This is a genomic window from Pseudomonas sp. TJI-51, from assembly GCF_000190455.2.
GTDB lineage: Bacteria > Pseudomonadota > Gammaproteobacteria > Pseudomonadales > Pseudomonadaceae > Aquipseudomonas > Aquipseudomonas juntendi.
This window is the reverse complement of sequence record NZ_AEWE02000080.1, coordinates 19,867-40,806: the sequence shown is the minus strand read 5'-3', so window position 1 is coordinate 40,806 and position 20,940 is coordinate 19,867. Positions and strand designations below refer to the sequence as shown.

The 20,940-nt window shown below is 60.0% G+C and carries 23 protein-coding genes, 1 tRNA gene and 3 pseudogenes; 19 read left to right on the top strand and 8 right to left on the bottom strand.

Annotated features, from left to right (window positions below):
* Positions 1–49: 49 nt before the first annotated feature.
* On the bottom strand, positions 50–355 hold the full coding sequence (locus tag G1E_RS17720) for a hypothetical protein (protein ID WP_009685883.1): 306 nt from the start codon (positions 353–355) through the stop codon (positions 50–52).
* 74 nt (positions 356–429) lie between these two features.
* Positions 430–639: a hypothetical protein gene (locus tag G1E_RS28765; protein WP_009685882.1), complete on the bottom strand. Its 210-nt coding sequence runs from the start codon at positions 637–639 to the stop codon at positions 430–432.
* A 50-nt stretch (positions 640–689) separates the two neighbouring features.
* Here G1E_RS28765 and thrS point away from each other — a divergent pair, with 50 nt between their 5' ends.
* From thrS to G1E_RS17675, 9 genes are all read left to right on the top strand, one after another.
* Positions 690–2,612, top strand: a complete 1,923-nt coding sequence (gene thrS / locus G1E_RS17715; protein ID WP_009685881.1) for a threonine--tRNA ligase — start codon at positions 690–692, stop codon at positions 2,610–2,612.
* Complete coding sequence (infC, locus tag G1E_RS17710) at positions 2,612–3,163, top strand: translation initiation factor IF-3 (RefSeq protein WP_012052879.1); 552 nt, start codon at positions 2,612–2,614, stop codon at positions 3,161–3,163. The genes thrS and infC overlap by 1 nt, the downstream gene beginning before the upstream one ends.
* A 60-nt stretch (positions 3,164–3,223) precedes the next feature.
* On the top strand, positions 3,224–3,418 hold the full coding sequence (gene rpmI / locus G1E_RS17705; protein WP_003250667.1) for a 50S ribosomal protein L35: 195 nt from the start codon (positions 3,224–3,226) through the stop codon (positions 3,416–3,418).
* A gap of 27 nt (positions 3,419–3,445) precedes the next feature.
* Entirely contained in the window at positions 3,446–3,802 is a 357-nt protein-coding gene (gene rplT, locus G1E_RS17700) for a 50S ribosomal protein L20 (RefSeq protein ID WP_003250671.1), read from the top strand.
* Between the two features lie 109 nt (positions 3,803–3,911).
* Entirely contained in the window at positions 3,912–4,928 is a 1,017-nt protein-coding gene (gene pheS / locus G1E_RS17695; protein ID WP_009685880.1) for a phenylalanine--tRNA ligase subunit alpha, read from the top strand.
* A 31-nt stretch (positions 4,929–4,959) separates the two neighbouring features.
* Positions 4,960–7,341: a phenylalanine--tRNA ligase subunit beta gene (gene pheT, locus G1E_RS17690; RefSeq protein WP_047149977.1), complete on the top strand. Its 2,382-nt coding sequence runs from the start codon at positions 4,960–4,962 to the stop codon at positions 7,339–7,341.
* 4 nt (positions 7,342–7,345) lie between these two features.
* Positions 7,346–7,648, top strand: a complete 303-nt coding sequence (gene ihfA, locus G1E_RS17685) for an integration host factor subunit alpha (RefSeq protein WP_003250679.1) — start codon at positions 7,346–7,348, stop codon at positions 7,646–7,648.
* Positions 7,629–7,985, top strand: a complete 357-nt coding sequence (locus G1E_RS17680) for a MerR family transcriptional regulator (protein ID WP_009685877.1) — start codon at positions 7,629–7,631, stop codon at positions 7,983–7,985. Before ihfA ends, G1E_RS17680 begins: the two co-directional genes overlap by 20 nt.
* A gap of 116 nt (positions 7,986–8,101) precedes the next feature.
* A tRNA-Pro gene (locus G1E_RS17675) sits at positions 8,102–8,178 on the top strand.
* A gap of 79 nt (positions 8,179–8,257) precedes the next feature.
* Here the strand turns inward: G1E_RS17675 and G1E_RS27785 are convergent.
* Positions 8,258–8,506 (bottom strand): annotated as a pseudogene (locus G1E_RS27785) (site-specific integrase); the annotation flags it as partial.
* A 327-nt stretch (positions 8,507–8,833) separates the two neighbouring features.
* Between G1E_RS27785 and G1E_RS27780 the strand changes: the two are divergent.
* From G1E_RS27780 to G1E_RS17665, 3 genes and pseudogenes are all read left to right on the top strand, one after another.
* Positions 8,834–9,286 (top strand): annotated as a pseudogene (locus tag G1E_RS27780) (glycoside hydrolase); the annotation flags it as partial.
* Entirely contained in the window at positions 9,252–9,791 is a 540-nt protein-coding gene (locus G1E_RS17670) for a DUF2514 family protein (protein WP_047149976.1), read from the top strand. The pseudogene G1E_RS27780 and the gene G1E_RS17670, both read left to right, overlap by 35 nt.
* Positions 9,792–9,857: 66 nt before the next feature.
* Entirely contained in the window at positions 9,858–10,217 is a 360-nt protein-coding gene (locus G1E_RS17665; protein WP_132475498.1) for a LexA family transcriptional regulator, read from the top strand.
* Between the two features lie 394 nt (positions 10,218–10,611).
* On the opposite strand, the gene G1E_RS17660 is transcribed toward G1E_RS17665, so the two are convergent.
* Positions 10,612–10,875: a DUF3077 domain-containing protein gene (locus G1E_RS17660; RefSeq protein WP_009685873.1), complete on the bottom strand. Its 264-nt coding sequence runs from the start codon at positions 10,873–10,875 to the stop codon at positions 10,612–10,614.
* A 160-nt stretch (positions 10,876–11,035) separates the two neighbouring features.
* Positions 11,036–11,278, bottom strand: a pseudogene (locus tag G1E_RS29645) (hypothetical protein).
* A 483-nt stretch (positions 11,279–11,761) separates the two neighbouring features.
* Here G1E_RS29645 and G1E_RS17650 point away from each other — a divergent pair.
* From G1E_RS17650 to G1E_RS17640, 3 genes are all read left to right on the top strand, one after another.
* Positions 11,762–12,478, top strand: a complete 717-nt coding sequence (locus G1E_RS17650) for a hypothetical protein (RefSeq protein ID WP_009685871.1) — start codon at positions 11,762–11,764, stop codon at positions 12,476–12,478.
* Positions 12,479–12,880: 402 nt separating this feature from the next.
* Positions 12,881–13,573, top strand: coding sequence for a lipopolysaccharide kinase InaA family protein (locus G1E_RS17645; RefSeq protein ID WP_223809599.1), 693 nt, complete (start codon positions 12,881–12,883; stop codon positions 13,571–13,573).
* A gap of 155 nt (positions 13,574–13,728) precedes the next feature.
* Entirely contained in the window at positions 13,729–13,992 is a 264-nt protein-coding gene (locus G1E_RS17640) for a hypothetical protein (RefSeq protein ID WP_009685869.1), read from the top strand.
* A gap of 59 nt (positions 13,993–14,051) precedes the next feature.
* On the opposite strand, the gene G1E_RS17635 is transcribed toward G1E_RS17640, so the two are convergent.
* Entirely contained in the window at positions 14,052–14,414 is a 363-nt protein-coding gene (locus G1E_RS17635; protein ID WP_009685868.1) for a YceK/YidQ family lipoprotein, read from the bottom strand.
* 377 nt (positions 14,415–14,791) lie between these two features.
* Here G1E_RS17635 and G1E_RS17625 point away from each other — a divergent pair, with 377 nt between their 5' ends.
* Positions 14,792–15,190: an NUDIX domain-containing protein gene (locus tag G1E_RS17625; RefSeq protein ID WP_009685866.1), complete on the top strand. Its 399-nt coding sequence runs from the start codon at positions 14,792–14,794 to the stop codon at positions 15,188–15,190.
* A gap of 258 nt (positions 15,191–15,448) precedes the next feature.
* Positions 15,449–15,748: a hypothetical protein gene (locus tag G1E_RS17620; RefSeq protein WP_029884935.1), complete on the top strand. Its 300-nt coding sequence runs from the start codon at positions 15,449–15,451 to the stop codon at positions 15,746–15,748.
* A gap of 20 nt (positions 15,749–15,768) precedes the next feature.
* Here the strand turns inward: G1E_RS17620 and G1E_RS17615 are convergent, their stop codons facing one another.
* Complete coding sequence (locus tag G1E_RS17615; RefSeq protein ID WP_009685864.1) at positions 15,769–16,491, bottom strand: FadR/GntR family transcriptional regulator; 723 nt, start codon at positions 16,489–16,491, stop codon at positions 15,769–15,771.
* A gap of 177 nt (positions 16,492–16,668) precedes the next feature.
* A complete protein-coding gene (locus G1E_RS17610) occupies positions 16,669–18,402 on the bottom strand; it encodes an IlvD/Edd family dehydratase (protein ID WP_009685863.1) in 1,734 nt (577 codons plus the stop codon).
* 185 nt (positions 18,403–18,587) lie between these two features.
* Between G1E_RS17610 and G1E_RS17605 the strand changes: the two genes are divergently transcribed.
* Positions 18,588–19,895: an MFS transporter gene (locus tag G1E_RS17605; protein WP_009685862.1), complete on the top strand. Its 1,308-nt coding sequence runs from the start codon at positions 18,588–18,590 to the stop codon at positions 19,893–19,895.
* Positions 19,896–19,926: 31 nt separating this feature from the next.
* Positions 19,927–20,916, top strand: coding sequence for an AraD1 family protein (gene araD1, locus G1E_RS17600; protein WP_009685861.1), 990 nt, complete (start codon positions 19,927–19,929; stop codon positions 20,914–20,916).
* Positions 20,917–20,940 lie beyond the last annotated feature (24 nt).

The window sequence follows — 20,940 nt, the reverse complement described above, 5'->3', positions numbered from 1 at the left end:
GATATTGATCCAGCTCAAAGATTTACCAGCCGACTTTGGCTTTAAGGTTTCAGCCCTTTGGTGCGCAGGCCTGTTTCACAACCGTTTGCGCTTTCTGCATCAGCTTGGCGTCCACGCCATCCTTGCTGTCCAGGTCAGCAATTTCGGCATCGGTGAAGTTCTTCTTGATGGCTTGGGCGCCACAGTCGCAGTGTTTCTTCGCAGTTGCAGCATCAACGCCCTGGCCGCTGGCCACCTGCGTGCACTGGGCCATGTAGCCGGCCTCTTTCCCCGGTGGGAAGTTGCCAGCGTTCGCGGCTACCGGCAGCAGCAGGGCAGCAGTGGCCGCCAGGGCCAGAAGAGACGGAACTCGCATAACCAGTTACTCCTTGGGTTAAGGTCTCATCAAGAGTAGGTTGCTTCCCAAAGTCTGATAGGGCTTTTTCCGGGTTAGTTCACACCGACCCTGTAATTTCCAAATATTTCTGCCTGCGGTGCAACCCGCGTGCTAGCATGCTCGGCTTGTGTTCGCGCCTTTGCCTGGCGCAGCCATTTTTCTTTCCAGTCACTCTGGTTCGTCCCTTGCAAGCCGAAAGGCTTCTGCCACTGTGAGGCAGGCTTCCTTTGCAGGAAGGCAGGTCGGATCTTGTACTGGCTCATCCCAACCCACGTGACCTTTGGTAGGGGTCACCACTAGGAGAGGAGGCGCCATGCCCGTTATTACTCTTCCCGATGGCAGTCAGCGTTCGTTTGATCACGCCGTATCCGTAGCCGATGTCGCCGCATCCATTGGTGCAGGCCTCGCCAAGGCCACCGTGGCCGGTAAGGTCGACGGCAAGCTGGTCGACGCCTGCGACCTGATCAGCCACGACGCCACCCTGCAGATCATCACCCCTAAAGATGCAGAGGGACTGGAGATCATCCGCCACTCGTGCGCCCACCTGGTTGGCCACGCGGTGAAGCAGCTGTACCCGACCGCCAAGATGGTGATCGGCCCGGTGATCGACGAAGGCTTCTATTACGACATCGCCTACGAGCGCCCCTTCACCCCTGAAGACCTGGCCGCCATCGAAAAGCGCATGATGGAGCTGATCGACAAAGACTACGACGTGGTCAAGAAGGTCACCCCGCGCGCCGAAGTCATCGATGTTTTCACCGCCCGTGGTGAAGACTACAAGCTGCGCCTGGTCGAAGACATGCCGGACGAACAGGCCATGGGCCTGTACTACCACGAAGAATACGTCGACATGTGCCGTGGCCCGCACGTGCCCAACACCCGCTTCCTCAAGGCTTTCAAGCTGACCAAGCTGTCCGGCGCCTACTGGCGTGGCGATGCCAAGAACGAGCAGTTGCAGCGCGTGTACGGCACCGCCTGGGCGGACAAGAAGCAGCTGGCAGCCTACATCCAGCGCATCGAAGAAGCCGAAAAACGCGACCACCGCAAGATCGGCAAGCAGCTCGACCTGTTCCACCTGCAGGAAGAAGCCCCGGGCATGGTGTTCTGGCACGCCAACGGCTGGACCGTCTACCAGGTGCTCGAGCAGTACATGCGTGGCGTGCAGCGCGAAAACGGCTACCAGGAAATCAAGACCCCGCAGGTTGTCGACCGTATTCTGTGGGAGCGTTCCGGCCACTGGTCCAACTACGCCGAGAACATGTTCACCACCTCGTCGGAAAGCCGCGACTACGCGGTAAAACCGATGAACTGCCCGTGCCACGTGCAGGTGTTCAACCAGGGCCTGAAAAGCTACCGCGACCTGCCGCTGCGCCTGGCCGAGTTCGGTGCCTGCCACCGTAACGAGCCATCCGGCGCCCTGCACGGCATCATGCGCGTACGTGGCTTCGTACAGGACGACGCACACATCTTCTGCACCGAAGAGCAGGTGAAGAAAGAAGCAGCCGACTTCATCAAGCTGACCCTGGACGTGTACAAGGACTTCGGCTTCAGCGACATTGCCATGAAGCTGTCCACCCGCCCGGCCAAGCGTGTCGGTTCCGAAGAGCTGTGGGACCGTGCCGAAGGTGCACTGGCCGACGCCCTCAACGAATCCGGCCTGGAGTGGGAATACCAGCCAGGCGAAGGTGCCTTCTACGGTCCGAAGATCGAGTTCACCCTGCGTGACTGCCTTGGCCGTAACTGGCAGTGCGGTACCCTGCAGTACGATCCGAACCTGCCAGAGCGCCTGGATGCCAGCTATATCGCCGAAGACAACAGCCGCGTGCGCCCGGTAATGCTGCACCGTGCCATCCTCGGCTCGTTCGAGCGCTTCATCGGCATGCTGATCGAGCACTACGCTGGCGTGTTCCCGGCCTGGCTCGCACCGACCCAGGCGGTGATCATGAACATCACCGACAAACAGGCCGATTTCGCCCTTCAGGTGGAGAAATCTCTGAACGGTAGCGGTTTCCGTGCCAAGTCGGACTTGAGAAATGAGAAGATCGGCTTTAAAATCCGCGAGCATACTTTGCTCAAGGTCCCGTACCTTTTGGTTATAGGGGACCGCGAAGTCGAAACGCAAACCGTCGCTGTGCGCACTCGCGAAGGTGCTGACCTGGGCTCCATGCCCGTCGCCCAGTTCGTTGAGCTGCTGAATCAAGCGGTTTCCCGGCGTGGTCGCCAAGAATCGGAGTAATGACTATTAAGCGTGAAATGAGAAACGATAAGCGTGCTGTACCGAAGGCCCCGATCAACGAGAATATCTCGGCCCGCGAGGTTCGGTTAATTGGCGCAGACGGCGAGCAAGTTGGCATCGTCTCGATTGATGAAGCGCTGCGTATCGCTGATGAAGCGAAGCTGGACCTGGTAGAAATCTCTGCAGACGCAGTACCACCTGTCTGCAAGGTGATGGACTACGGCAAGCACCTCTTCGAGAAGAAGAAGCAGGCTAACGAAGCCAAGAAAAACCAGAAACAGATCCAGATCAAAGAAATCAAGTTTCGTCCAGGGACGGAGGATGGGGATTACCAGGTAAAACTACGCAACCTGGTACGTTTCCTTACCGATGGGGACAAGGCCAAGATCTCTCTGAGATTCCGCGGCCGTGAGATGGCCCACCAGGAGCTGGGCATGGAGCTGTTGAAGCGGGTCGAAGCCGACCTCGCCGAATACGGCACCGTTGAGCAGCATCCTAAGATGGAAGGACGCCAGCTTATGATGGTCATCGCCCCCAAGAAAAAGAAATAATCTCCCGGGCACGGCAGGCCTGATGATTATGTGTAATTTTATCGAATGCGGAGTTCCAACATGCCAAAAATGAAAACCAAGAGCGGTGCTGCGAAGCGCTTCCTGAAGACTGCTTCGGGCTTCAAGCACAAGCACGCTTTCAAGAGCCACATCCTGACCAAAATGTCGACCAAGCGTAAGCGTCAACTGCGCGGTGCCAGCTTGCTGCACCCGTCCGACGTGGCGAAAGTCGAGCGCATGCTGCGCGTACGTTAATTCTGGTTAAGATAGAGGAAGTTACTCATGGCTCGTGTTAAGCGCGGCGTTATCGCTCGTAAGCGTCACAAAAAAATTCTGAAGCTGGCTAAAGGTTACTACGGTGCACGTTCGCGCGTATTCCGTGTAGCCAAGCAAGCGGTCATCAAGGCTGGCCAATACGCCTACCGCGACCGTCGCCAGAAGAAGCGTCAGTTCCGCGCACTGTGGATCGCTCGTATCAACGCCGGTGCCCGCACCAACGGTCTGTCCTACAGCCGTCTGATTGCTGGCCTGAAAAAGGCTTCGATCGAAATCGACCGTAAGGTTCTGGCCGATCTGGCAGTGAACGAAAAAGCGGCGTTTGCTGCGATTGTCGAGAAAGCTAAAGCCGTTCTGGCTTAAGTACCCGCGACAATCACCCGGCGGCGCTCGCGGCGCCGGGCATTGAACGTCATCGATAGGGGAAGAGCCTTCAAAGCTCTTCCCCTATTTTCGTATCTGGAGTCTGTACATGGAAAACCTGGATGCGCTGGTCTCCCAAGCCCTAGAGGCCGTGGAGCGCGCTGAAGACATCACTACCCTGGAACAGATCCGGGTTAACTATCTCGGCAAGAAAGGCGAGCTGACCCAGGTGATGAAGACCCTGGGCAACCTGCCAGCCGAAGAGCGGCCGAAAGTCGGCGCGCTGATCAACGACGCCAAAGAGCGCGTTACCGTTGTACTCAATGCCCGCAAGGCTGCCTTTGAAGAAGCCGAGCTCAGCGCTCGCCTGGCTGCCGAATGCATTGACGTCACCCTGCCAGGCCGTGGCCAGGCCACCGGTGGCCTGCACCCGATCACCCGTACCCTCGAGCGCATCGAGCAGTTCTTCACCCACATTGGCTACGGCATTGCCGAAGGCCCTGAGGTGGAAGACGACTACCACAACTTCGAAGCGCTCAACATCCCCGGCCACCACCCGGCGCGGGCGATGCACGACACCTTCTACTTCAATGCCAACATGCTGCTGCGTACCCACACCTCGCCGGTGCAGGTGCGGACCATGGAGTCCACCCAGCCGCCCATCCGCATTGTCTGCCCGGGCCGCGTTTACCGCTGCGACTCGGATATCACCCACTCGCCGATGTTCCACCAGGTCGAAGGCCTGCTGATCGACCGCGATATCAACTTCGCCGACCTCAAGGGCACCATCGAAGAGTTCCTGCGCGTGTTCTTCGAGAAAGAACTGGCGGTGCGTTTCCGCCCATCGTTCTTCCCCTTCACCGAGCCGTCCGCCGAAGTCGATATCCAGTGCGTGATGTGCTCCGGCAACGGCTGCCGGGTGTGCAAGCAAACCGGCTGGCTGGAAGTGATGGGTTGCGGCATGGTGCACCCGAACGTGCTGCGCATGTCTGGCATCGACCCGGAAGAGTTCCAGGGCTTCGCCTTTGGCATGGGGGCCGAGCGCCTGGCCATGCTGCGCTATGGCGTCAACGATTTGCGTCTGTTCTTCGACAACGACCTGCGGTTCCTGGCGCAATTCCGCTAGGCCCAATCGACGCAACTTTCAGGAGAACAGCATGAAATTCAGTGAACAGTGGCTGCGCGGTTGGGTAAACCCGCAAGTCTCTCGTGACGAACTGGTTGCCCGCCTGTCCATGGCCGGCCTTGAAGTCGACAGCGTTACCCCCGCTGCCGGCCAGTTCAGCGGCATCGTGGTAGGCGAGATCCTGGCCACCGAACAACACCCGGACGCCGACAAGCTGCGCGTGTGCCAGGTAACCAACGGCCAGGAAACCTTCCAGGTCGTGTGCGGCGCCCCTAACGCCCGCCCAGGCATCAAGGTGCCATTCGCCATGATCGGCGCCGAGCTGTCTGGCGACTTCAAGATCAAGAAGGCCAAGCTGCGTGGCGTCGAGTCCTTCGGCATGCTGTGCTCGGCTGCCGAGCTGGAAATCAGCGAAGAAAACGACGGCCTGCTGGAACTGGCAGCCGATGCCCCGGTAGGCGAGAACATTCGTACCTACCTGAGCCTGGACGACGCCAGCATCGAAATCGGCCTTACGCCGAACCGCGGTGACTGCCTGTCCATCGCCGGCCTGGCGCGTGACGTCAGCGCCCTGTACGACACCCCGGTGACCCGCCCGGTAGTGCCGGCCGTACCACCGGCCCACGACGAAGTGCGCCCGGTTGAAGTCAGCGCCCCGGCTGCATGCCCGCGCTACCTGGGCCGCGTTATCCGTAACGTCGACCTGAGCAAGCCAACCCCGTTGTGGATGGTCGAGCGCCTGCGCCGCAGCGACGTGCGCAGCATCGACGCCGCCGTAGACGTCACCAACTACGTGATGCTCGAACTCGGCCAGCCGATGCACGCCTTCGACCTGGCAGAAATCAACGGCGGTATTCGCGTACGCATGGCCGAAGAGGGCGAAAAGCTCGTTCTGCTCGACGGCCAGGAAGTGGCCCTGCGCGCCGACACCCTGGTGATCGCCGACCACACCCGTGCCTTGGCCATCGCCGGCGTCATGGGGGGGGAGCACAGCGGTGTAAACACCGAAACAACCCGCGACCTGTTCCTGGAAAGTGCCTTCTTCGAGCCGATTTCGGTTGCCGGTAAAGCCCGTTCCTACGGCCTGCACACCGATGCCTCGCACCGCTACGAGCGCGGCGTCGACTCGCACCTGGCCCGCGAAGCCATGGAACGCGCCACCCAGCTGCTGCTGGACATTGTCGGCGGCGAAGCCGGCCCGGTCGTCGAAGCCGTCAGCGAGCAGCACCTGCCGCAGGTGGCCCCGGTTACCCTGCGCGCCGAACGCATCACCCAGATGCTTGGCATGGAAATGGACCCAGCCCAGGTCGAGCAACTGCTCAACGCCCTGGAACTGACCACCAGCAAGGCAGCCGAAGGGGAGTGGACCGTCACCGTGCCAAGCCACCGCTTCGACATCAGCCTGGAAGTGGACCTGATCGAAGAACTGGCCCGCCTGTACGGCTACAACAACCTGCCGGTCCGCTACCCGCAAGCGCGCCTGGCGCCACAGGGCAAGCCGGAAACCCGCGGTGACCTACCGACCCTGCGCCGCCTGCTGGTTGCCCGCGGTTACCAGGAAGCCATCACCTACAGCTTCATCGACCCGAAACTGTTCGAACTGTTCAGCCCGGGCGTAGAGCCGCTGCTGCTGGCCAACCCCATTTCCAGCGACATGGCCGCCATGCGTGCCTCGCTGTGGCCGGGCCTGGTCAAAGCCCTGCAGCACAACCTGAACCGCCAGCAAGACCGCGTGCGCCTGTTCGAAAGCGGCCTGCGTTTCGTCGGCCAGCTGGGTGACCTGCAACAGCAGCCCATGATCGCTGGCGTGGTCACCGGCAGCCGCCTGCCAGAAGGCTGGGCCAACGGCCGCGACGGCGTCGATTTCTTCGACGTTAAAGCCGACGTGGAAGCCTTGCTGGGTTATTCCGGTGCCCTGAGCGACTTCACCTTCAGCGCCGGCAAGCACCCAGCCCTGCACCCAGGCCAGACCGCCGCCATCGAGCGCGACGGCAAACTGGTCGGTTACCTCGGCGCCATCCACCCAGAGCTGGCCAAAGCCCTGGACCTGGACCGCCCGGTGTTCCTGTTCGAGCTGGTGCTGGGCGACGTGGTCGAAGGCCGCCTGCCGAAATTCAGCGAACTGTCCAAGTTCCCGGAAACCCGTCGTGACCTGGCCTTGATCGCCGGCCGTGACGTAGCAGCCAGCGCGGTGCTTGAATTAATTCGTGACAATGCAGGCGAATGGCTCACAGACCTCAGGCTGTTTGATGTCTACCAGGGTAAAGGTATTGATCCTGATAGAAAAAGCCTGGCCGTCGGCTTGACCTGGCAGCATCCATCGCGCACTCTTAACGACGATGAGGTGAACACTACCCTGCAAAACATCCTCACCTCGCTCGAACAAAGGTTGAACACCACGTTAAGGAAATAACGGCATGGGTGCTCTGACGAAAGCTGAGATGGCCGAAAGGCTGTACGAGGAGCTGGGGCTTAACAAGCGTGAGGCCAAGGAGCTGGTCGAGCTGTTTTTCGAAGAAATTCGGCACGCACTTGAAGAGAACGAGCAGGTCAAGCTGTCTGGTTTCGGCAACTTCGACCTTCGCGACAAACGCCAGCGGCCGGGCCGCAACCCCAAGACAGGGGAAGAAATTCCGATCACCGCACGGCGCGTCGTCACCTTTCGTCCAGGGCAGAAGTTGAAGGCCCGGGTTGAGGCCTATGCTGGAACCAAGCCATAACGACGAACTGCCCCCCATACCGGGCAAACGCTACTTCACCATTGGCGAAGTGAGCGAGTTGTGTGCCGTAAAGCCACACGTGCTGCGGTATTGGGAGCAGGAGTTTGACCAGCTCAACCCTGTGAAGCGGCGGGGGAACCGGCGGTATTATCAGCGGCAAGACGTGCTGATGATCCGGCAGATTCGCGCGCTGCTGTATGAGCAGGGGTTCACCATTGGCGGGGCGCGGTTGCGGCTCTCCAGTGATGAGGCTAAAGATGATTCGAGCCAGTACAAGCAGCTGATCCGGCAGATGATTGTCGAATTGGAGGATGTGCTGGTGGTGTTGAAGAAGTGAGCTGTGGCTTTTCGGGTGAGTGAAAAATTTTTTGAGAAAAAGCTTTCATTTATCAGAGGGTTAGGGTACATTCTTCAACGTTCTCGGCAGTATTGAGAACATGCTTCAAGCCCAGTCGGGGCGTAGCGCAGCCCGGTAGCGCACTTGCATGGGGTGCAAGGGGTCGAGTGTTCGAATCACTCCGTCCCGACCATATATTTCAATGACTTAGGCCATTTCCGAAAGGAGTGGCCTTTTTCATGTGCGTGACTTTTGCGTGACTTCTCAGGTTTTTACGCCTGCCTCCTCTTCAAAATGGTCAGTACCGGCCCACGCGAGTCCGTCGCTGAAACTTTGTTTGCCGCCTCTATCAACTGCCCCAGCTCCGCGCCAGAATAGTGACTGGTCACGCTTCCGTTTTTGTGACCAAGTAGCGACTTCCGATCTTCCTGTGTTACACCAGCTGCTTTCAGGCGTCTGTCGAAAGTGTGCTTCAAGTCGTGGACCCTGATCGAAGCGAACCCAGGGTGTGCCGGCCGCAAGATCAACTATAGAGCAGGCATCAACGTCCTTCGCTAAAGGAATCAACCAGCTTGTTGAGAATGCCTTCTTGGTACTGGCGGTTGTAACAACCAGGTTGATTCGGCGGGGTGTCATCGCACGCGATATTGTGTGCGTGGGTAGGGCTCCCATAAGTGCTATTGGAGAAATGAGAGCAACCGCCTAGCAAACAGATCCCAAACCCAAGTACCAACAATCCTTTTTTCATATCCTGCCTCGCACATAAGTCAATGCACATTTGACGATTTAGCAGCCTAAAAGACACATTCATGCCCGCCAAGTGCGGGCTTCTTTTTGCTTGGAGAACCATTGCCAGACTCACCGAATCCCACGCCGGAGGCGCGAATGTGCTCCGGTTTCTGGATCTGATCGCCTTTTCAGAAGGCACCTCTACCGTCAAAGGCAGTGATGATGGCTACAACGTGCTGTACGGCGGTGGGCTGTTTCAAGGCTATGCCGATCACCCGCGCCGCAAGCTGACTTTTCCCATAAACGGCAAGCCGGTCACCAGCACGGCCGCCGGACGGTATCAGTTGCTCGAGCGCTACTGGGACGCTTACCGCGTGAGCCTGAGGCTGTCCGGCGGATTCGCTCCGGAAAACCAGGACCGGGTAGCGCTGCAGCAGATCAGGGAGCGCCGCGCCCTCGACGATGTCAAAGCCGACCGCATCCAGGAGGCGATCGCCAAGTGCTCGAACATTTGGGCCAGCTTTCCGGGCAACAGCTATGGGCAAAACCCGCACCGCCTGGACAAGTTGCTCGAGCGCTGTGCCTGCCTGGTGCTGGGGGTTGATCGCGCTGGTGCTGGTCGCTGGCGGACAGCAGTACCGCGTGGTGGCCGCCCAGGGCGAGACGGCCGAGGCCCGAACCGAACTGTCAGATTACCGCCTGCAGGTAGCTGAGCGCGACCGGCGCGCCGTGGCCCAGGCCAGAACCGAAGAACAGCGCCGCCAAGCCGTGGCGGACAAGGAGGGCGAGAGTGCACGACAAAAACTGGAACTGGCCCAGGGCCGCGCCGCTGCTGCTGAGTCTGCTGCTGGCGGGCTGCGCGGGGAAATCGATCGACTGCGCGCCGGCCGAGCAGCCACCTGCGGTGCCATCGCTACCCAGCAGCGCCAGGCAGGAACCTCTGCCGTCGTGGTGCTCGGGGGATTGCTTGAAGAGTCTGACCGAATGGCGGGCAGCTGCGCAGCAGCGCTTGAGCGAAGCCGAATAGCGGGCCTGGCGTGCGAAGCGGTGACCGACGGCATGAAGGCGAGCCGCTGACCGGCTGTTGCCTGAAGCTGGCGCCCATCACATACTGTATCTATATACAGTTATCGGCCAGCCACCATGCCTTCAACCATACCCTCAGAAACTGACCACCTGCAGGTGTCCATCGACGATATGCTTCAACTGCGCGCGCCCAACGTTTACCTGGTCAAGGTGGAGGGCGACAGCATGCAGGGGGCCGGCATCTATACCGGTGACCTGCTGATAGTCGATCGCCTGGCTGAGCCAACGTCAGGCAGCATCATCATCGTCGCGCAGAACGGGGATGCCACCTGCAAGCGGATGGTGATCCGTGACCGCCAGGTGGTGCTGATATCGGACAACCCCAAGTTCCCGTCCAGGGACATCATGGAGGGTGACCAGTTCGAGGTTTGGGGTGTGGTGACCCACAGTATCCGGGATCACGATCGTCGGTTGTGAGCAGCTATATAAATGTATCCCTGCACAGCGATCTGGTAAGCCGGGGATCTGAGTCCACATCCTTTAAATATCAGCGTATTGCTAAGTTAAAATGTCCGGTCACGTTGACGGCATTCGCTGTGCCCCAACCGATCCCGCGACGTTTTAATGATTAAGTCGTGGGCGGTGGTGGACCGCAAGCGGGACATGACTCTAAGTATTGAGGAGTTGAAAGGTATGCTACGCGGGCGGTGGGTCAACGATTCGGTGTAGATAAGAATGCGGGCAACGACTTAATCGATATCCCTACGGCGGACTCTGCACCCAGCTTTTCCGGCTAGGCCGTGATGTCGGATCGCCTTCGAGACTGGTAGTTGATGTTGGTCTCGAAGACATTCGTGGAGGACTTGGTCAGTCAGCGCATCATTCCCAGCTCGGCGTCATCCATAAGCGCTTTCGCCATGGCGCAGAGATAGTGCGAAGCCCATATCAGCTGCGGTTTGTCTTCCATCAAACCGTCCAAGGTCATATCCCGTGCATAACCCATCAGTTCCGAGGCCTGTTCACGGGCGCTCTGGCACGGGATGCCAGCTTCGATGCGGAAGAGGGGATGGGTCTGATTCGTACCTTGGTAAAAGGTAGTTTTGCCGACGGTGAATTTGGTTGCTTCTGTAGACATTGTTCAATCTCCCCGAAATCTCAAGTACCTGGGCTGGCCTTCTTGCCAGCGATCTCCACGGCTTTTCCCAAGCGCCGAAGCCTGTGTAATAGGTCAGTTAACTGTCGGGAACTGGCTTGCCGGTGATAGATCATGCCCAGGCGACATTATCAGTTAGGCCTCAGTGCGAAATGCTGGACTCGGCGGGCACCTGCAGCTGAGCCAACGCGGACTCAAGCAAAGCGCGCAGCGTCTCCAATTCATGCATCTAGGTCATCATCAGAATCGAGACTATCGATTTGGGCTGCAGCAGTATTGCTTGATGCACAACGGTCGCAGCGCATAGCGCGTATTCCGTCGCCTGGATCAAGGTGTCTTCAAGGCAGAGAGTTTTGAGGGGAGGATCAGGGACTATCTTCAGCATGCTCACGCTCCAACAATGGTTGAGCCGCACACCAGTTAGCCGTCAAGCAGGAAGGGTGGCAGCTGTACGTAGGTTGACGGACCGAGATTGTTGGCACTCGGCGCACACAATGTGCCCGTACGTACAGCCGCCATAAGCGTATGCACACGAACAACAATCAGCGGCCCGTCAAGGTCGGTCGCTGAATTGGCAGCGACGGATCGAGACTATGTCCCACGATTTGCGTGTGCAACGAAAAATCAGGCACAGCGAGTATCTTTGGGAAATGCCCTACAAGGAAGTTCTTTTTTCTGATGCTTTCCCCGCATTTACCGTCAATTTTCGCAGTGTTCACTGCTCTGCCAACCCAACAAACCTCTCGAAAAGCAAACCGCCCACCCATCCCTGTATCCAGTCATGTCCCCATGATGGCAAACGGTCACCATGGACTTCCGCCCTCTAATCCCCCGAAACTGCCCCATCGCACCCAGACCAAGGCAGGTCATGACCAACCTCAAGCGCGCCACCTCCCTCCTGCTGTTGTTGGCCACAGCCTCACTCACCGCGTGCCTCCCCTGGAAACGCGAACGCGCCGCCTACGCGGACCTTTGCGAATCCGAGTTCCAGTTCAAAGTGCCAGGCCCGCAGGGCGAAACCACGCTCTACCTGGAAACCTACCTCTACGACCACGCGGCACAGTGGGGTGAAAAGCGTTACGAGCAAGGCCTGCACGTGCAGTACCCAGGCGAGGAATACCCGCGGCCAGAATTCTTCGTGCAGATGATCGCCTACAACAAGGACCGCCAGCGCCCGTCCACCGACTCAAAACGTGGTGAACCGCCGATTCCGGTGCTGTACGACAGCCGCCAGGCCTACATCATTTTCGAAGACGGCTCGCGCCTGAATGCGCGGCCCGAGGTGTACGTAGGCCTCAACGATGTCTACGACTATCCCTCAGTGAATGAGCGGGCTGCCAGGCCGTCCCCGTACGACATCAACAGCGATGAAGTGCACCGGATGATTCCCAAGCTCACCAACAACAAGCGCTACGGCTCGGCGTATGTAATCTTCCAGACGGACAAGCTGAACGCTGACTCCAAGTGGACCATTCACCTGGGTAGCTTGCAGGTGCAGGGGCGCACAGTGGCGATTCCGCCATTGCAGTTGTGTTATCACCCGGCGAAGAAATGGATCGGCATCGAGCCGCTGATGAAGCCGTGAAGCTGCAGCAAGGTTGGCTTGTTGGTGTTTGGCGGGGGTGGGAGCGAAAGGGAATTTTTGTCAGAAATGCTGATTTTTTCTTGAGTCTGGGATTGCTGAACGGCGTTGAAGAGCTGGCGACCGCTTTGCGGTCCGGTCGCCACGCAAGGTCGGATAGGCACGCCACCTGAACGATGTGATTTGGCCGCGATCGAACCTCCAGGGCCTGGTCTGGCTTCATCGCTCGCAAGCAAGCGCATGCTGCACAGGCCACGAGCTCTCCAGCCGCAGCTCGTAAGTGTTGGCCGAATGGATAGGTGTTGTGTCAGTTCTGCCACCCTGATTTCCCTTCGATTTCCATATACTTTCACTGTTGTTTTCAAGATATTTCAGCCAAATTGGCGCCAGGCGTTAAGGTGTTCCGTGACTGCAAATCCAACCGATGTGAAGCTTGGCGAGTTACTGCTGGCTGATGTTCTCAACGCTCCAGGCGTGTGGGTAGAGCCGCCTAATGTCCGCAGGGGAGGTGAGAGCGGTGTATTGCGGGTGGAGCTGGGTGGGCTGACCTTCTACAAAAAGCAGCAGGTCGGGCATGTCTATCGAAGCCTGCGCCACCCTTTCGGCCACCCAACCGTTGCACGCGAGGCAAAGGCTGTGCGTGCTGCAACAGCGCTGGGGGTTGGTACGCCCGAGCTTGTGTACAGCCATATTCATAAACACCAGGGAGAGTGGCAGGCCGTGATGGTCACGGCGGCGCTGGAGGGCTACGTGTCGCTCGAAGACTTCCGTGCCCGGCAGCTGGAAAAAACGCTAGGGCATCATCGCTATCTCGAAATTCTTGAAGCCTATGGTCGAGCACTTGGCAAGCTGAATCTTGGAAAGTGGCAGCACGGTTGCTTGTATCTGAAACATGTCTTCGTCGATTTCAGGGCGCCAGGCGTGGCTGTCGCCTTGCTAGACCTGGAAAAGGCCAGAAAGCGCTTCAGCGCCAAACAGGCCGCCCGCCATGACTTGCGGCAGGTCAAGCGTCGGTCAGGCTGGGATGGCGAAGAGTGGGGGGCGTTCTGCCGGGGCTACAGGCATTCGTTCGGCACAAAAGCCGATGTATTGCTTTGACAGCCCGTTGTGCTCCATGACCTGCCCACCCATCCAGCATGGATGGAAAGCCAGTAGCGACTTCCCTGGTTGCATAGTACGGTCCGCCTTCAACAACCCCCCGGTGCGTTGTCGCCAATCCCACGGACCGGGACTCTCATGACCTGGGAGGTCGAATGGAAGTCGCTCGAAAGATCAGCCAACAAGCATTGGATAACGCTCTGGTAGCCTTCGCCCGCTACAAAATCGGAGAAATCAAAATCTTCGACCTGGAACAGGCGATGAGCTTCGAAGCGGGCGAAGCCCTATCCGAAAGCGGTCTGGTCCAGTTCACAATCGCCAAGATGGCGTCTGGCCGGTATCGCATCAGCGATGAAGGGGAGAACGCCATCACACAGGCTGGTCGGGATCGCCTCGAGGCCATCCGCGGCAGATCCTGATCTATCCAGCCTCGAGATGGCCGCAGTGTTGTACTACGGCCGTTCGCCTGGCGCACCGCTCACTCCTGCGCAAGGCTGGTTTGAGCCGGTGCCTGGGGCATTTGTGGGTTTATGCTAGGCACAACCATGTTGCCGAGTTTGTATTGCTGGTAACTGGTGTAGGGCAGCATAACGGTGTCCGCAATGCCCGACATCGCCATATCGACCAGAATCTGGTACGGATCTGAATGGGCTCCAGTTCTCTCAGGGCCAGTCAAATTGCAAAATTGGTAGGCTACACCGCTATACATCCGTGGAATGGCTGGGCAATAGGAGTTCCACTCAGCCAGATCGCCCACTGCCTTTGACTCATTCGATACCGTACGCACGGTTCCACATCCGCTTATCACCGCTGCGATGATGATCCCGATCCATGGCCTCATGATGCTGTCTCCTCTGCAATGGCCAGCCATTGTGCATCAGCTCTATTCGTCGCTTGCACGTACAAGGTTAGTGATCATACCTCGTTCGTTTCTGACGCTTCTGGATCACCTCAGGGCACGCCATGCCGGCAAGGCCCGCGACTTCTATTTCTTGGAGGCAAAAGAAAGCCCGCTGCTAGTCGGGCTAGAGGTGTTTCACATGGGGATGGCTTAATTGTCCCTCTGCAGGCGTGAAAATGAGGTGAAAATAACGTGCTCAGCCTGTGATTTGTGCCGTTCAGGGTGAACGAGTCGTCACCGAAGTGAGTCTTCAGGAAGCAAGTCTCTATTGGCTGCACCGATACGGACATGGACCTACTGACGAGCTGAGTGTGTGTATGCGGGACAAGAAGGCGCGCGGAGCCAAGATCAAAGACAGGGCAACGGTCCTCTGCCTGCGCAGTGGCAGGATCTTGCTGGTACGAAAAAAAAGCGGGAAGTGGAACTTCCCCGGCGGCGCTATCGAACCGGGCGAGTCGCCTGTTGCAGCGGCTGCGCGGGAGCTGCAAGAGGAAACGTCCATTGAAGGCCACGGTCTCTTTCACCTGTGCACCCTTCAGCTGGGGTCAACCATTCACCATGTGTTCACTACGCATGTCGATGATCAGGAAAAACCCGTGGCTCGCAATGAGATCGTGGCCTGCAAATGGGTGCTCAGAGACAAGCTGAGCCCAGCCATTCTCAATGCTAGGGCCGCTGAGCTGCTATCAAGCCAACTGCCTGCGTTGACCGCTTAGTTACTTCAGCGCAGCGGCATCGCGCCTGGTCTCATCTTTCTCACATCTTGCTCATCATTGGCATCCAGCAGGTTGCCAGGGCTGAGCGTGCACGCAGCGCACCCAGGCCGGTTGACGGTAGATCATGGCAAATGCGGCTGATAAATAATTGCAGCACATACGCACGCCCGGCGGTCGATCCAGTTATATCGGCTTAATCCCAAAGTAGGGTAAGCCGCACGGCTTGGGGTACAGCCAATTTCGATCGCTGGAGGCGCTATGCGGATGAGGGGTAACGTGTATTGGGCGTGGGTCGACCCTGCGCTGAACCATCGCAGCCATGAAGAAACCCTGGCAGACGGCAGCCGGATCGATGTACAGGTCAGGCTTTCGCGCAGCGGGACCACGCAGATGTTCCTGGGGGTGTATGCCCGTTCCGGGATGGCATTGCACGAAGAGGCCTACGACTGCTGGCCGAAGCGTTCATTGGTTCGTGCCTTGGCCTGGGGCAGCATGCGTGCGCGGCAGATAGCCGAAACAGGGGTGTCTGCCGTGCCCCCCAAGGCCGCCCTGCAATAAGCACCCGACGGCCTTCTGCCTTAGCTGGTCGGGTCCTGCCCCAATACTTTGCTCAGCGCCACGCGGGCATCCTCAAGCTGTACCAGCGAGGCATGGCGTGCACCGAGTGCGTCGCCATTCTGGATGGCGGTCAAAATGGCCTTGTGCCGGGGCAGGGCGAGCTGGTCGAAGTTTGGCCGCTGGTTGGAATAGCGCACTGATTCGCGCAGGGCCATGGACAACATGTTGCACAGGTAGGCCAGCAGGTCATTGTGGGTGGCGTCGGCGATGCGTGCGTGGAAGTCCAGGTCCGGTTGCAGCCGCTCTTCATGGGTCCGCGCGGCTTCCATGCGTTGATACGCTTCGCTGATCGACTGCACATCTTCGGCCGTAGCGTTGGTGGCGGCCAGCGCGGCGGCAGCGGGCTCGATGACCCAGCGTACGCTGGACAAGGTATTGAAAAAGTCCTTCTGCGGCGTGGCCTGCATCAGCCAGTGCAGCACGTCTGGGTCAAGCATGTGCCAGTCATGGCGCGGCCGCACCAGGGTACCGACCCGGGGGCGGGCTTCGACCAGGCCTTTGGCAGTCAGCGCACGCATCGCTTCGCGGAACACGGGCCGGCTGATCGCGTAGCTTTCGCACAGGCTGGCCTCATTGGGCAGCTTCTGCCCAGGCGCGAGTTGGCCAGAGACGATCTGCAGGCCGAGGTCCTGTACCAGAGTGGTGTGCATGCTCTTGCGCGTGGAGGGCTGGCGGTAGTTCATGGGGGGCGCGGGTGGTCCTACAAGCGGGGGAGCATCATAACATCAGTGAATGGGCGGCGGCCTTTTGGCGAGGTCGCAGCAGTTTGGCTTGGTTCGGCGGGAAACAGCGTGGTGGGTGGAACGGGCTTCGCCGGTGTTCGCGGCTGAGCCCGCTCCTTCATTGCGGGGTGCGGCTGGTCAGTGGGAGTGCTTGGGCACCGCTGCCCCTCGGCAGCCCACCAGGAAGTCGAAATCGCAGCCTTCATCGGCCTGCATCACATGGTCCAGGTACAGCTTGGCATACCCGCCAGTGATCAACTGCGGCGGGGCTTGCAGGTCGGCAAGCCGGCCGGCAAGTTCCTCGGCGCTGATATCCAGGTGCAGCCGGCCCTCCTTGCAGTCCAGTTCGATCCAGTCACCTTCCCGCACTGCGGCCAATGGCCCGCCTGCTGCGGCCTCGGGCGCCACATGGAGTACCACGGTGCCGTAGGCAGTGCCGCTCATGCGTGCGTCCGAAATACGCACCATGTCGGTTACGCCCTGGGCCAGCAACTTCGCCGGCAGGCCCATGTTGCCGACTTCGGCCATGCCCGGGTAGCCCTTGGGCCCGCAGTACTTCATCACCAGTACCGAATTGGCGTCTACATCCAGTTCAGGGTCGTTGATGCGGGCCTTGTAGTCTTCGAAGTTTTCAAACACCACGGCGCGGCCACGGTGCTGCATCAGCGCCGGGGTGGCGGCTGACGGTTTGAGCACCGCGCCCTTGGGCGCCAGGTTGCCACGCAAGATGCAGATACCGCCATCGGCCACCAGTGGGTTGGCCAGCGGGCGTATCACTGCTTCGTCATATAACGGCGCGGCCTGGCAGTTGGCCCACAGGCTGTTGCCGTTGGCCGTCAGCGCGCTGGGGTTGGGCAGCAGGCCATGTTCGCCCAGGCGGCGGATGACCGCGGGCAAGCCACCGGCGTAATAGAACTCTTCCATCAGGAAGCGGCCCGATGGCTGCAGGTCGACCAAGGTCGGTGTCCCGCGGCCAACGCGGGTCCAGTCTTCCAGTTGCAGGTCTACCCCAATGCGCCCGGCAATCGCCTTCAGGTGGATAACGGCGTTGGTCGAGCCGCCGATGGCGGCGTTGACGCGAATCGCGTTCTCGAAGGCTTCGCGGGTGAGGATTTTCGACAGGCGCAGGTCTTCGCGAACCATATCGACAATGCGCATGCCGGAAAGGTGGGCAAGGACATAGCGGCGGGCATCCACTGCCGGGATGGCGGCATTGTGGGGCAGGGAGGTGCCCAGCGCTTCGGCCATGCAGGCCATGGTCGAGGCGGTGCCCATGGTGTTGCAGGTGCCCGCCGAGCGCGACATGCCAGCTTCGGCGGAAAGGAACTCGTTGAGGTCGATCTGGCCGGCCTTGTAGGCCTCGTGCATCTGCCAGACGATGGTGCCGGCGCCAATGTCCTTGCCCTTGTGCTTGCCGTTGAGCATCGGCCCGCCGGTCACCACGATCGCCGGCACGTCGCAGCTGGCAGCGCCCATCAGCAGCGCCGGGGTGGTCTTGTCGCAGCCTGTCAGCAGCACCACGGCGTCCACCGGGTTGCCGCGGATCGCTTCCTCCACATCCATGCTCGCCAGGTTGCGGGTGAGCATGGCGGTGGGGCGCAGGTTGGACTCGCCGCTGGAAAACACCGGGAACTCCACCGGGAAGCCGCCAGCCTCCAGCACGCCTTTTTTCACATGCTCGGCAATTTTGCGGAAATGCGCGTTACACGGCGTCAACTCCGACCAGGTGTTGCAGATGCCGATGATCGGCTTGCCCTGGAATTCATGGTCCGGAATGCCCTGGTTCTTCATCCAGCTGCGGTACATGAAGCCGTTCTTGTCGGCGGTTCCGAACCATTGGGCAGAGCGCAGGGGGCGTTTGGCGTCAGACATATCGGGAGACCTTATTAGTATTACTATTTGTCGTTTATTTCCTAACTGTACTGCGTGAAATCGCGCATGTGAAGGCTTGTTGTTCCAAATAGTATTACTATATGATCCTGTCGCCAGGTTAGCGGTCTGCCAAAAAGCCCCGGCCGGGTGCTGTGCTCATTACAAGAACAATTGGAGACATCGCCATGATTCAGGAGCAGCGGCTTGTCCGCCTGATCACACTGAAACTCATCCCTTTTCTGGTTCTGCTTTACCTGGTGGCCTACGTCGATCGTTCGGCGGTGGGCTTTGCCAAGCTGCACATGGGCGCCGACATCGGCCTGGGTGACGCGGCCTATGGCCTGGGTGCCGGGCTGTTCTTCATCGGCTATTTTCTGTTCGAAGTGCCGAGCAACCTGCTGCTCGACCGCTTTGGCGCGCGGCGCTGGTTCGCCCGCATCCTGGTGACGTGGGGTGCAATCACCATCGGCATGGCCTTCGTGACCGGGCCCAATGGCTTCTACGTGATGCGCTTCTTGCTCGGCGCCGCCGAGGCGGGCTTCTTTCCGGGGGTGCTGTACTACATAACCCAGTGGTACCCGGTGCGGCATCGCGGCAAGATCCTGGGCTTTTTCATCCTCTCGCAGCCCCTGGCCATGCTGATCACCGGGCCGCTTTCCGGCGCGCTGCTGGGGCTGGAGGGCAGCTACGGCCTGCATGGCTGGCAGTGGCTGTTCATCTGCATCGGCACCCCGGCGGTGCTGCTCGCCTGGCCTACCTTGCGCCTGCTGCCGGACGGGCCTGCCCAGGTGCGCTGGCTCAGCGAGGCACAACGCAGTTGGCTGCAGGAGCAACTGGCCAACGACCTGCGTGATTTTGGCCAGACCCGCCATGGCAACCCGCTGCATGCGCTCAAGGACGGCCGCGTACTGTTGCTGGCGCTGTTCTACCTGCCGGTCACCTTGAGCATCTACGGTCTCGGTTTGTGGCTGCCAACGCTGATCCACCAGTTTGGCGGCAGCGATCTGGTCACGGGTTTCGTTTCGGCGGTGCCGTACCTGTTCGGCATCATCGGCCTGTTGATCATGCCCCGCAGCTCTGACCGCCTAAACGACCGCTACGGGCACCTGGGCCTGCTGTGTGCGCTGGGCGCCATAGGCCTGTTCCTCAGTGCCTGGCTGACGGTGCCGGTGCTGCAGTTGGCTGCGCTGTGCGTGGTGGCGTTTGCCCTGTTTTCCTGCACGGCCATCTTCTGGACGCTGCCTGGGCGGTTCTTTTCAGGTGCCAGCGCAGCCGCAGGCATCGCCCTGATCAACTCGATCGGCAACCTTGGCGGCTACCTGGGGCCGTTCGGTATCGGCGCGCTCAAGGAACACACCGGGCAGTTGTCTTCGGGGCTGTATTTCCTTGCCCTGGTGATGCTGTTCGGCGTGCTGCTCACCGGCGTCGTCTACAACCGCCTGGAGCGTCGCCAACGCCTGGCTTCCACGCGGGCCGCCGAAGGCGCCCGCTGAACTTTGCAACCGACAAGCGAGCACATCAACCATGCGACTGATTCAATTCGAAAGCGCCGCCGGCGCGCGCCATGTGGGCGTGGTGGAAGGCGAGTACGCCCTTGAAGTGCGTGGCGCCAGCAGCACCCGTGAGCTGGCCTTGCAGGCCATTGCCGCCGGCCGCGATCTGGCCAGTGAAGTCCGGGCCGCTGGGCTGGGTGAGCGGCACGACTACCTGGCCTTGCTGGCCCAGGGCCGTGTGCTGCCACCTTTGGACCACCCGGACCCGGCGCACTGCCTGGTCACCGGCACCGGCCTGACCCACCTGGGCAGCGCCGCCACCCGCGACAAAATGCACCAGCAACAGGCCGAAGGTACCTTGACCGATAGCATGCGCATGTTCCAGTGGGGCCTGGCGGGCGGGCGGCCGCCAGCGGGTGAGGAGGGGGCGCAGCCGGAGTGGTTCTACAAGGGCGACGGCGCGATCGTGGTGCGCCCCGGCGCCGACCTGCCGCTGCCGGCCTTTGCCGAAGACGCCGGCGAGGAGCCTGAGCTGGTCGGGCTGTACCTGATCGGCCCGGGCAATACCCCGTACCGTCTTGGCTACGCCTTGGGCAACGAGTTTTCCGACCATGTGCTGGAGCGGCGCAACTACCTGTACCTGGCGCATTCCAAGCTGCGCGCCTGCAGTTTCGGCCCGGAGCTTCGCCTGGGGGCGTTGCCAGCGCACCTCGAAGGCACCAGCCGCATTCTGCGCGATGGCCAGGTGCTGTGGAGCAAGCCGTTCCTGTCCGGCGAGCAGAACATGTGCCACAGCTTCGAGAACCTGGAGTACCACCACTTCAAATACAGCCAGTTCCTGCGCCCTGGCGATGTGCATGTGCACTATTTCGGCACCGCCACACTGTCGTTCGCCGACGGCGTGCAGGCCCGACCGGGCGATACCTTCGAAATCAGCCTCGACGCCTTTGGCCAGCCGCTGCGCAACGGCATTGCCGCAGCGCCCGGGCAGGTTCGCCCGGGGCTGGTGAAAAGCCTGTGAGGGCCAGGCCTTCTTTCTTGTTAC

Excerpts from the sequence above, each read along its gene's own strand:
- G1E_RS17720 (WP_009685883.1), bottom strand. The coding sequence starts at position 355 with ATGCGAGTTCCGTCTCTTCTGGCCCTGGCGGCCACTGCTGCCCTGCTG.
- G1E_RS28765 (WP_009685882.1), bottom strand. The coding sequence starts at position 639 with ATGAGCCAGTACAAGATCCGACCTGCCTTCCTGCAAAGGAAGCCTGCC.
- thrS (WP_009685881.1), top strand. The coding sequence starts at position 690 with ATGCCCGTTATTACTCTTCCCGATGGCAGTCAGCGTTCGTTTGATCAC.
- infC (WP_012052879.1), top strand. The coding sequence starts at position 2,612 with ATGACTATTAAGCGTGAAATGAGAAACGATAAGCGTGCTGTACCGAAG.
- rpmI (WP_003250667.1), top strand. The coding sequence starts at position 3,224 with ATGCCAAAAATGAAAACCAAGAGCGGTGCTGCGAAGCGCTTCCTGAAG.
- rplT (WP_003250671.1), top strand. The coding sequence starts at position 3,446 with ATGGCTCGTGTTAAGCGCGGCGTTATCGCTCGTAAGCGTCACAAAAAA.
- pheS (WP_009685880.1), top strand. The coding sequence starts at position 3,912 with ATGGAAAACCTGGATGCGCTGGTCTCCCAAGCCCTAGAGGCCGTGGAG.
- pheT (WP_047149977.1), top strand. The coding sequence starts at position 4,960 with ATGAAATTCAGTGAACAGTGGCTGCGCGGTTGGGTAAACCCGCAAGTC.
- ihfA (WP_003250679.1), top strand. The coding sequence starts at position 7,346 with ATGGGTGCTCTGACGAAAGCTGAGATGGCCGAAAGGCTGTACGAGGAG.
- G1E_RS17680 (WP_009685877.1), top strand. The coding sequence starts at position 7,629 with ATGCTGGAACCAAGCCATAACGACGAACTGCCCCCCATACCGGGCAAA.
- G1E_RS17670 (WP_047149976.1), top strand. The coding sequence starts at position 9,252 with ATGGGCAAAACCCGCACCGCCTGGACAAGTTGCTCGAGCGCTGTGCCT.
- G1E_RS17665 (WP_132475498.1), top strand. The coding sequence starts at position 9,858 with ATGCCTTCAACCATACCCTCAGAAACTGACCACCTGCAGGTGTCCATC.
- G1E_RS17660 (WP_009685873.1), bottom strand. The coding sequence starts at position 10,875 with ATGTCTACAGAAGCAACCAAATTCACCGTCGGCAAAACTACCTTTTAC.
- G1E_RS17650 (WP_009685871.1), top strand. The coding sequence starts at position 11,762 with ATGACCAACCTCAAGCGCGCCACCTCCCTCCTGCTGTTGTTGGCCACA.
- G1E_RS17640 (WP_009685869.1), top strand. The coding sequence starts at position 13,729 with ATGGAAGTCGCTCGAAAGATCAGCCAACAAGCATTGGATAACGCTCTG.
- G1E_RS17635 (WP_009685868.1), bottom strand. The coding sequence starts at position 14,414 with ATGAGGCCATGGATCGGGATCATCATCGCAGCGGTGATAAGCGGATGT.
- G1E_RS17625 (WP_009685866.1), top strand. The coding sequence starts at position 14,792 with ATGCGGGACAAGAAGGCGCGCGGAGCCAAGATCAAAGACAGGGCAACG.
- G1E_RS17620 (WP_029884935.1), top strand. The coding sequence starts at position 15,449 with ATGCGGATGAGGGGTAACGTGTATTGGGCGTGGGTCGACCCTGCGCTG.
- G1E_RS17615 (WP_009685864.1), bottom strand. The coding sequence starts at position 16,491 with ATGAACTACCGCCAGCCCTCCACGCGCAAGAGCATGCACACCACTCTG.
- G1E_RS17610 (WP_009685863.1), bottom strand. The coding sequence starts at position 18,402 with ATGTCTGACGCCAAACGCCCCCTGCGCTCTGCCCAATGGTTCGGAACC.
- G1E_RS17605 (WP_009685862.1), top strand. The coding sequence starts at position 18,588 with ATGATTCAGGAGCAGCGGCTTGTCCGCCTGATCACACTGAAACTCATC.
- araD1 (WP_009685861.1), top strand. The coding sequence starts at position 19,927 with ATGCGACTGATTCAATTCGAAAGCGCCGCCGGCGCGCGCCATGTGGGC.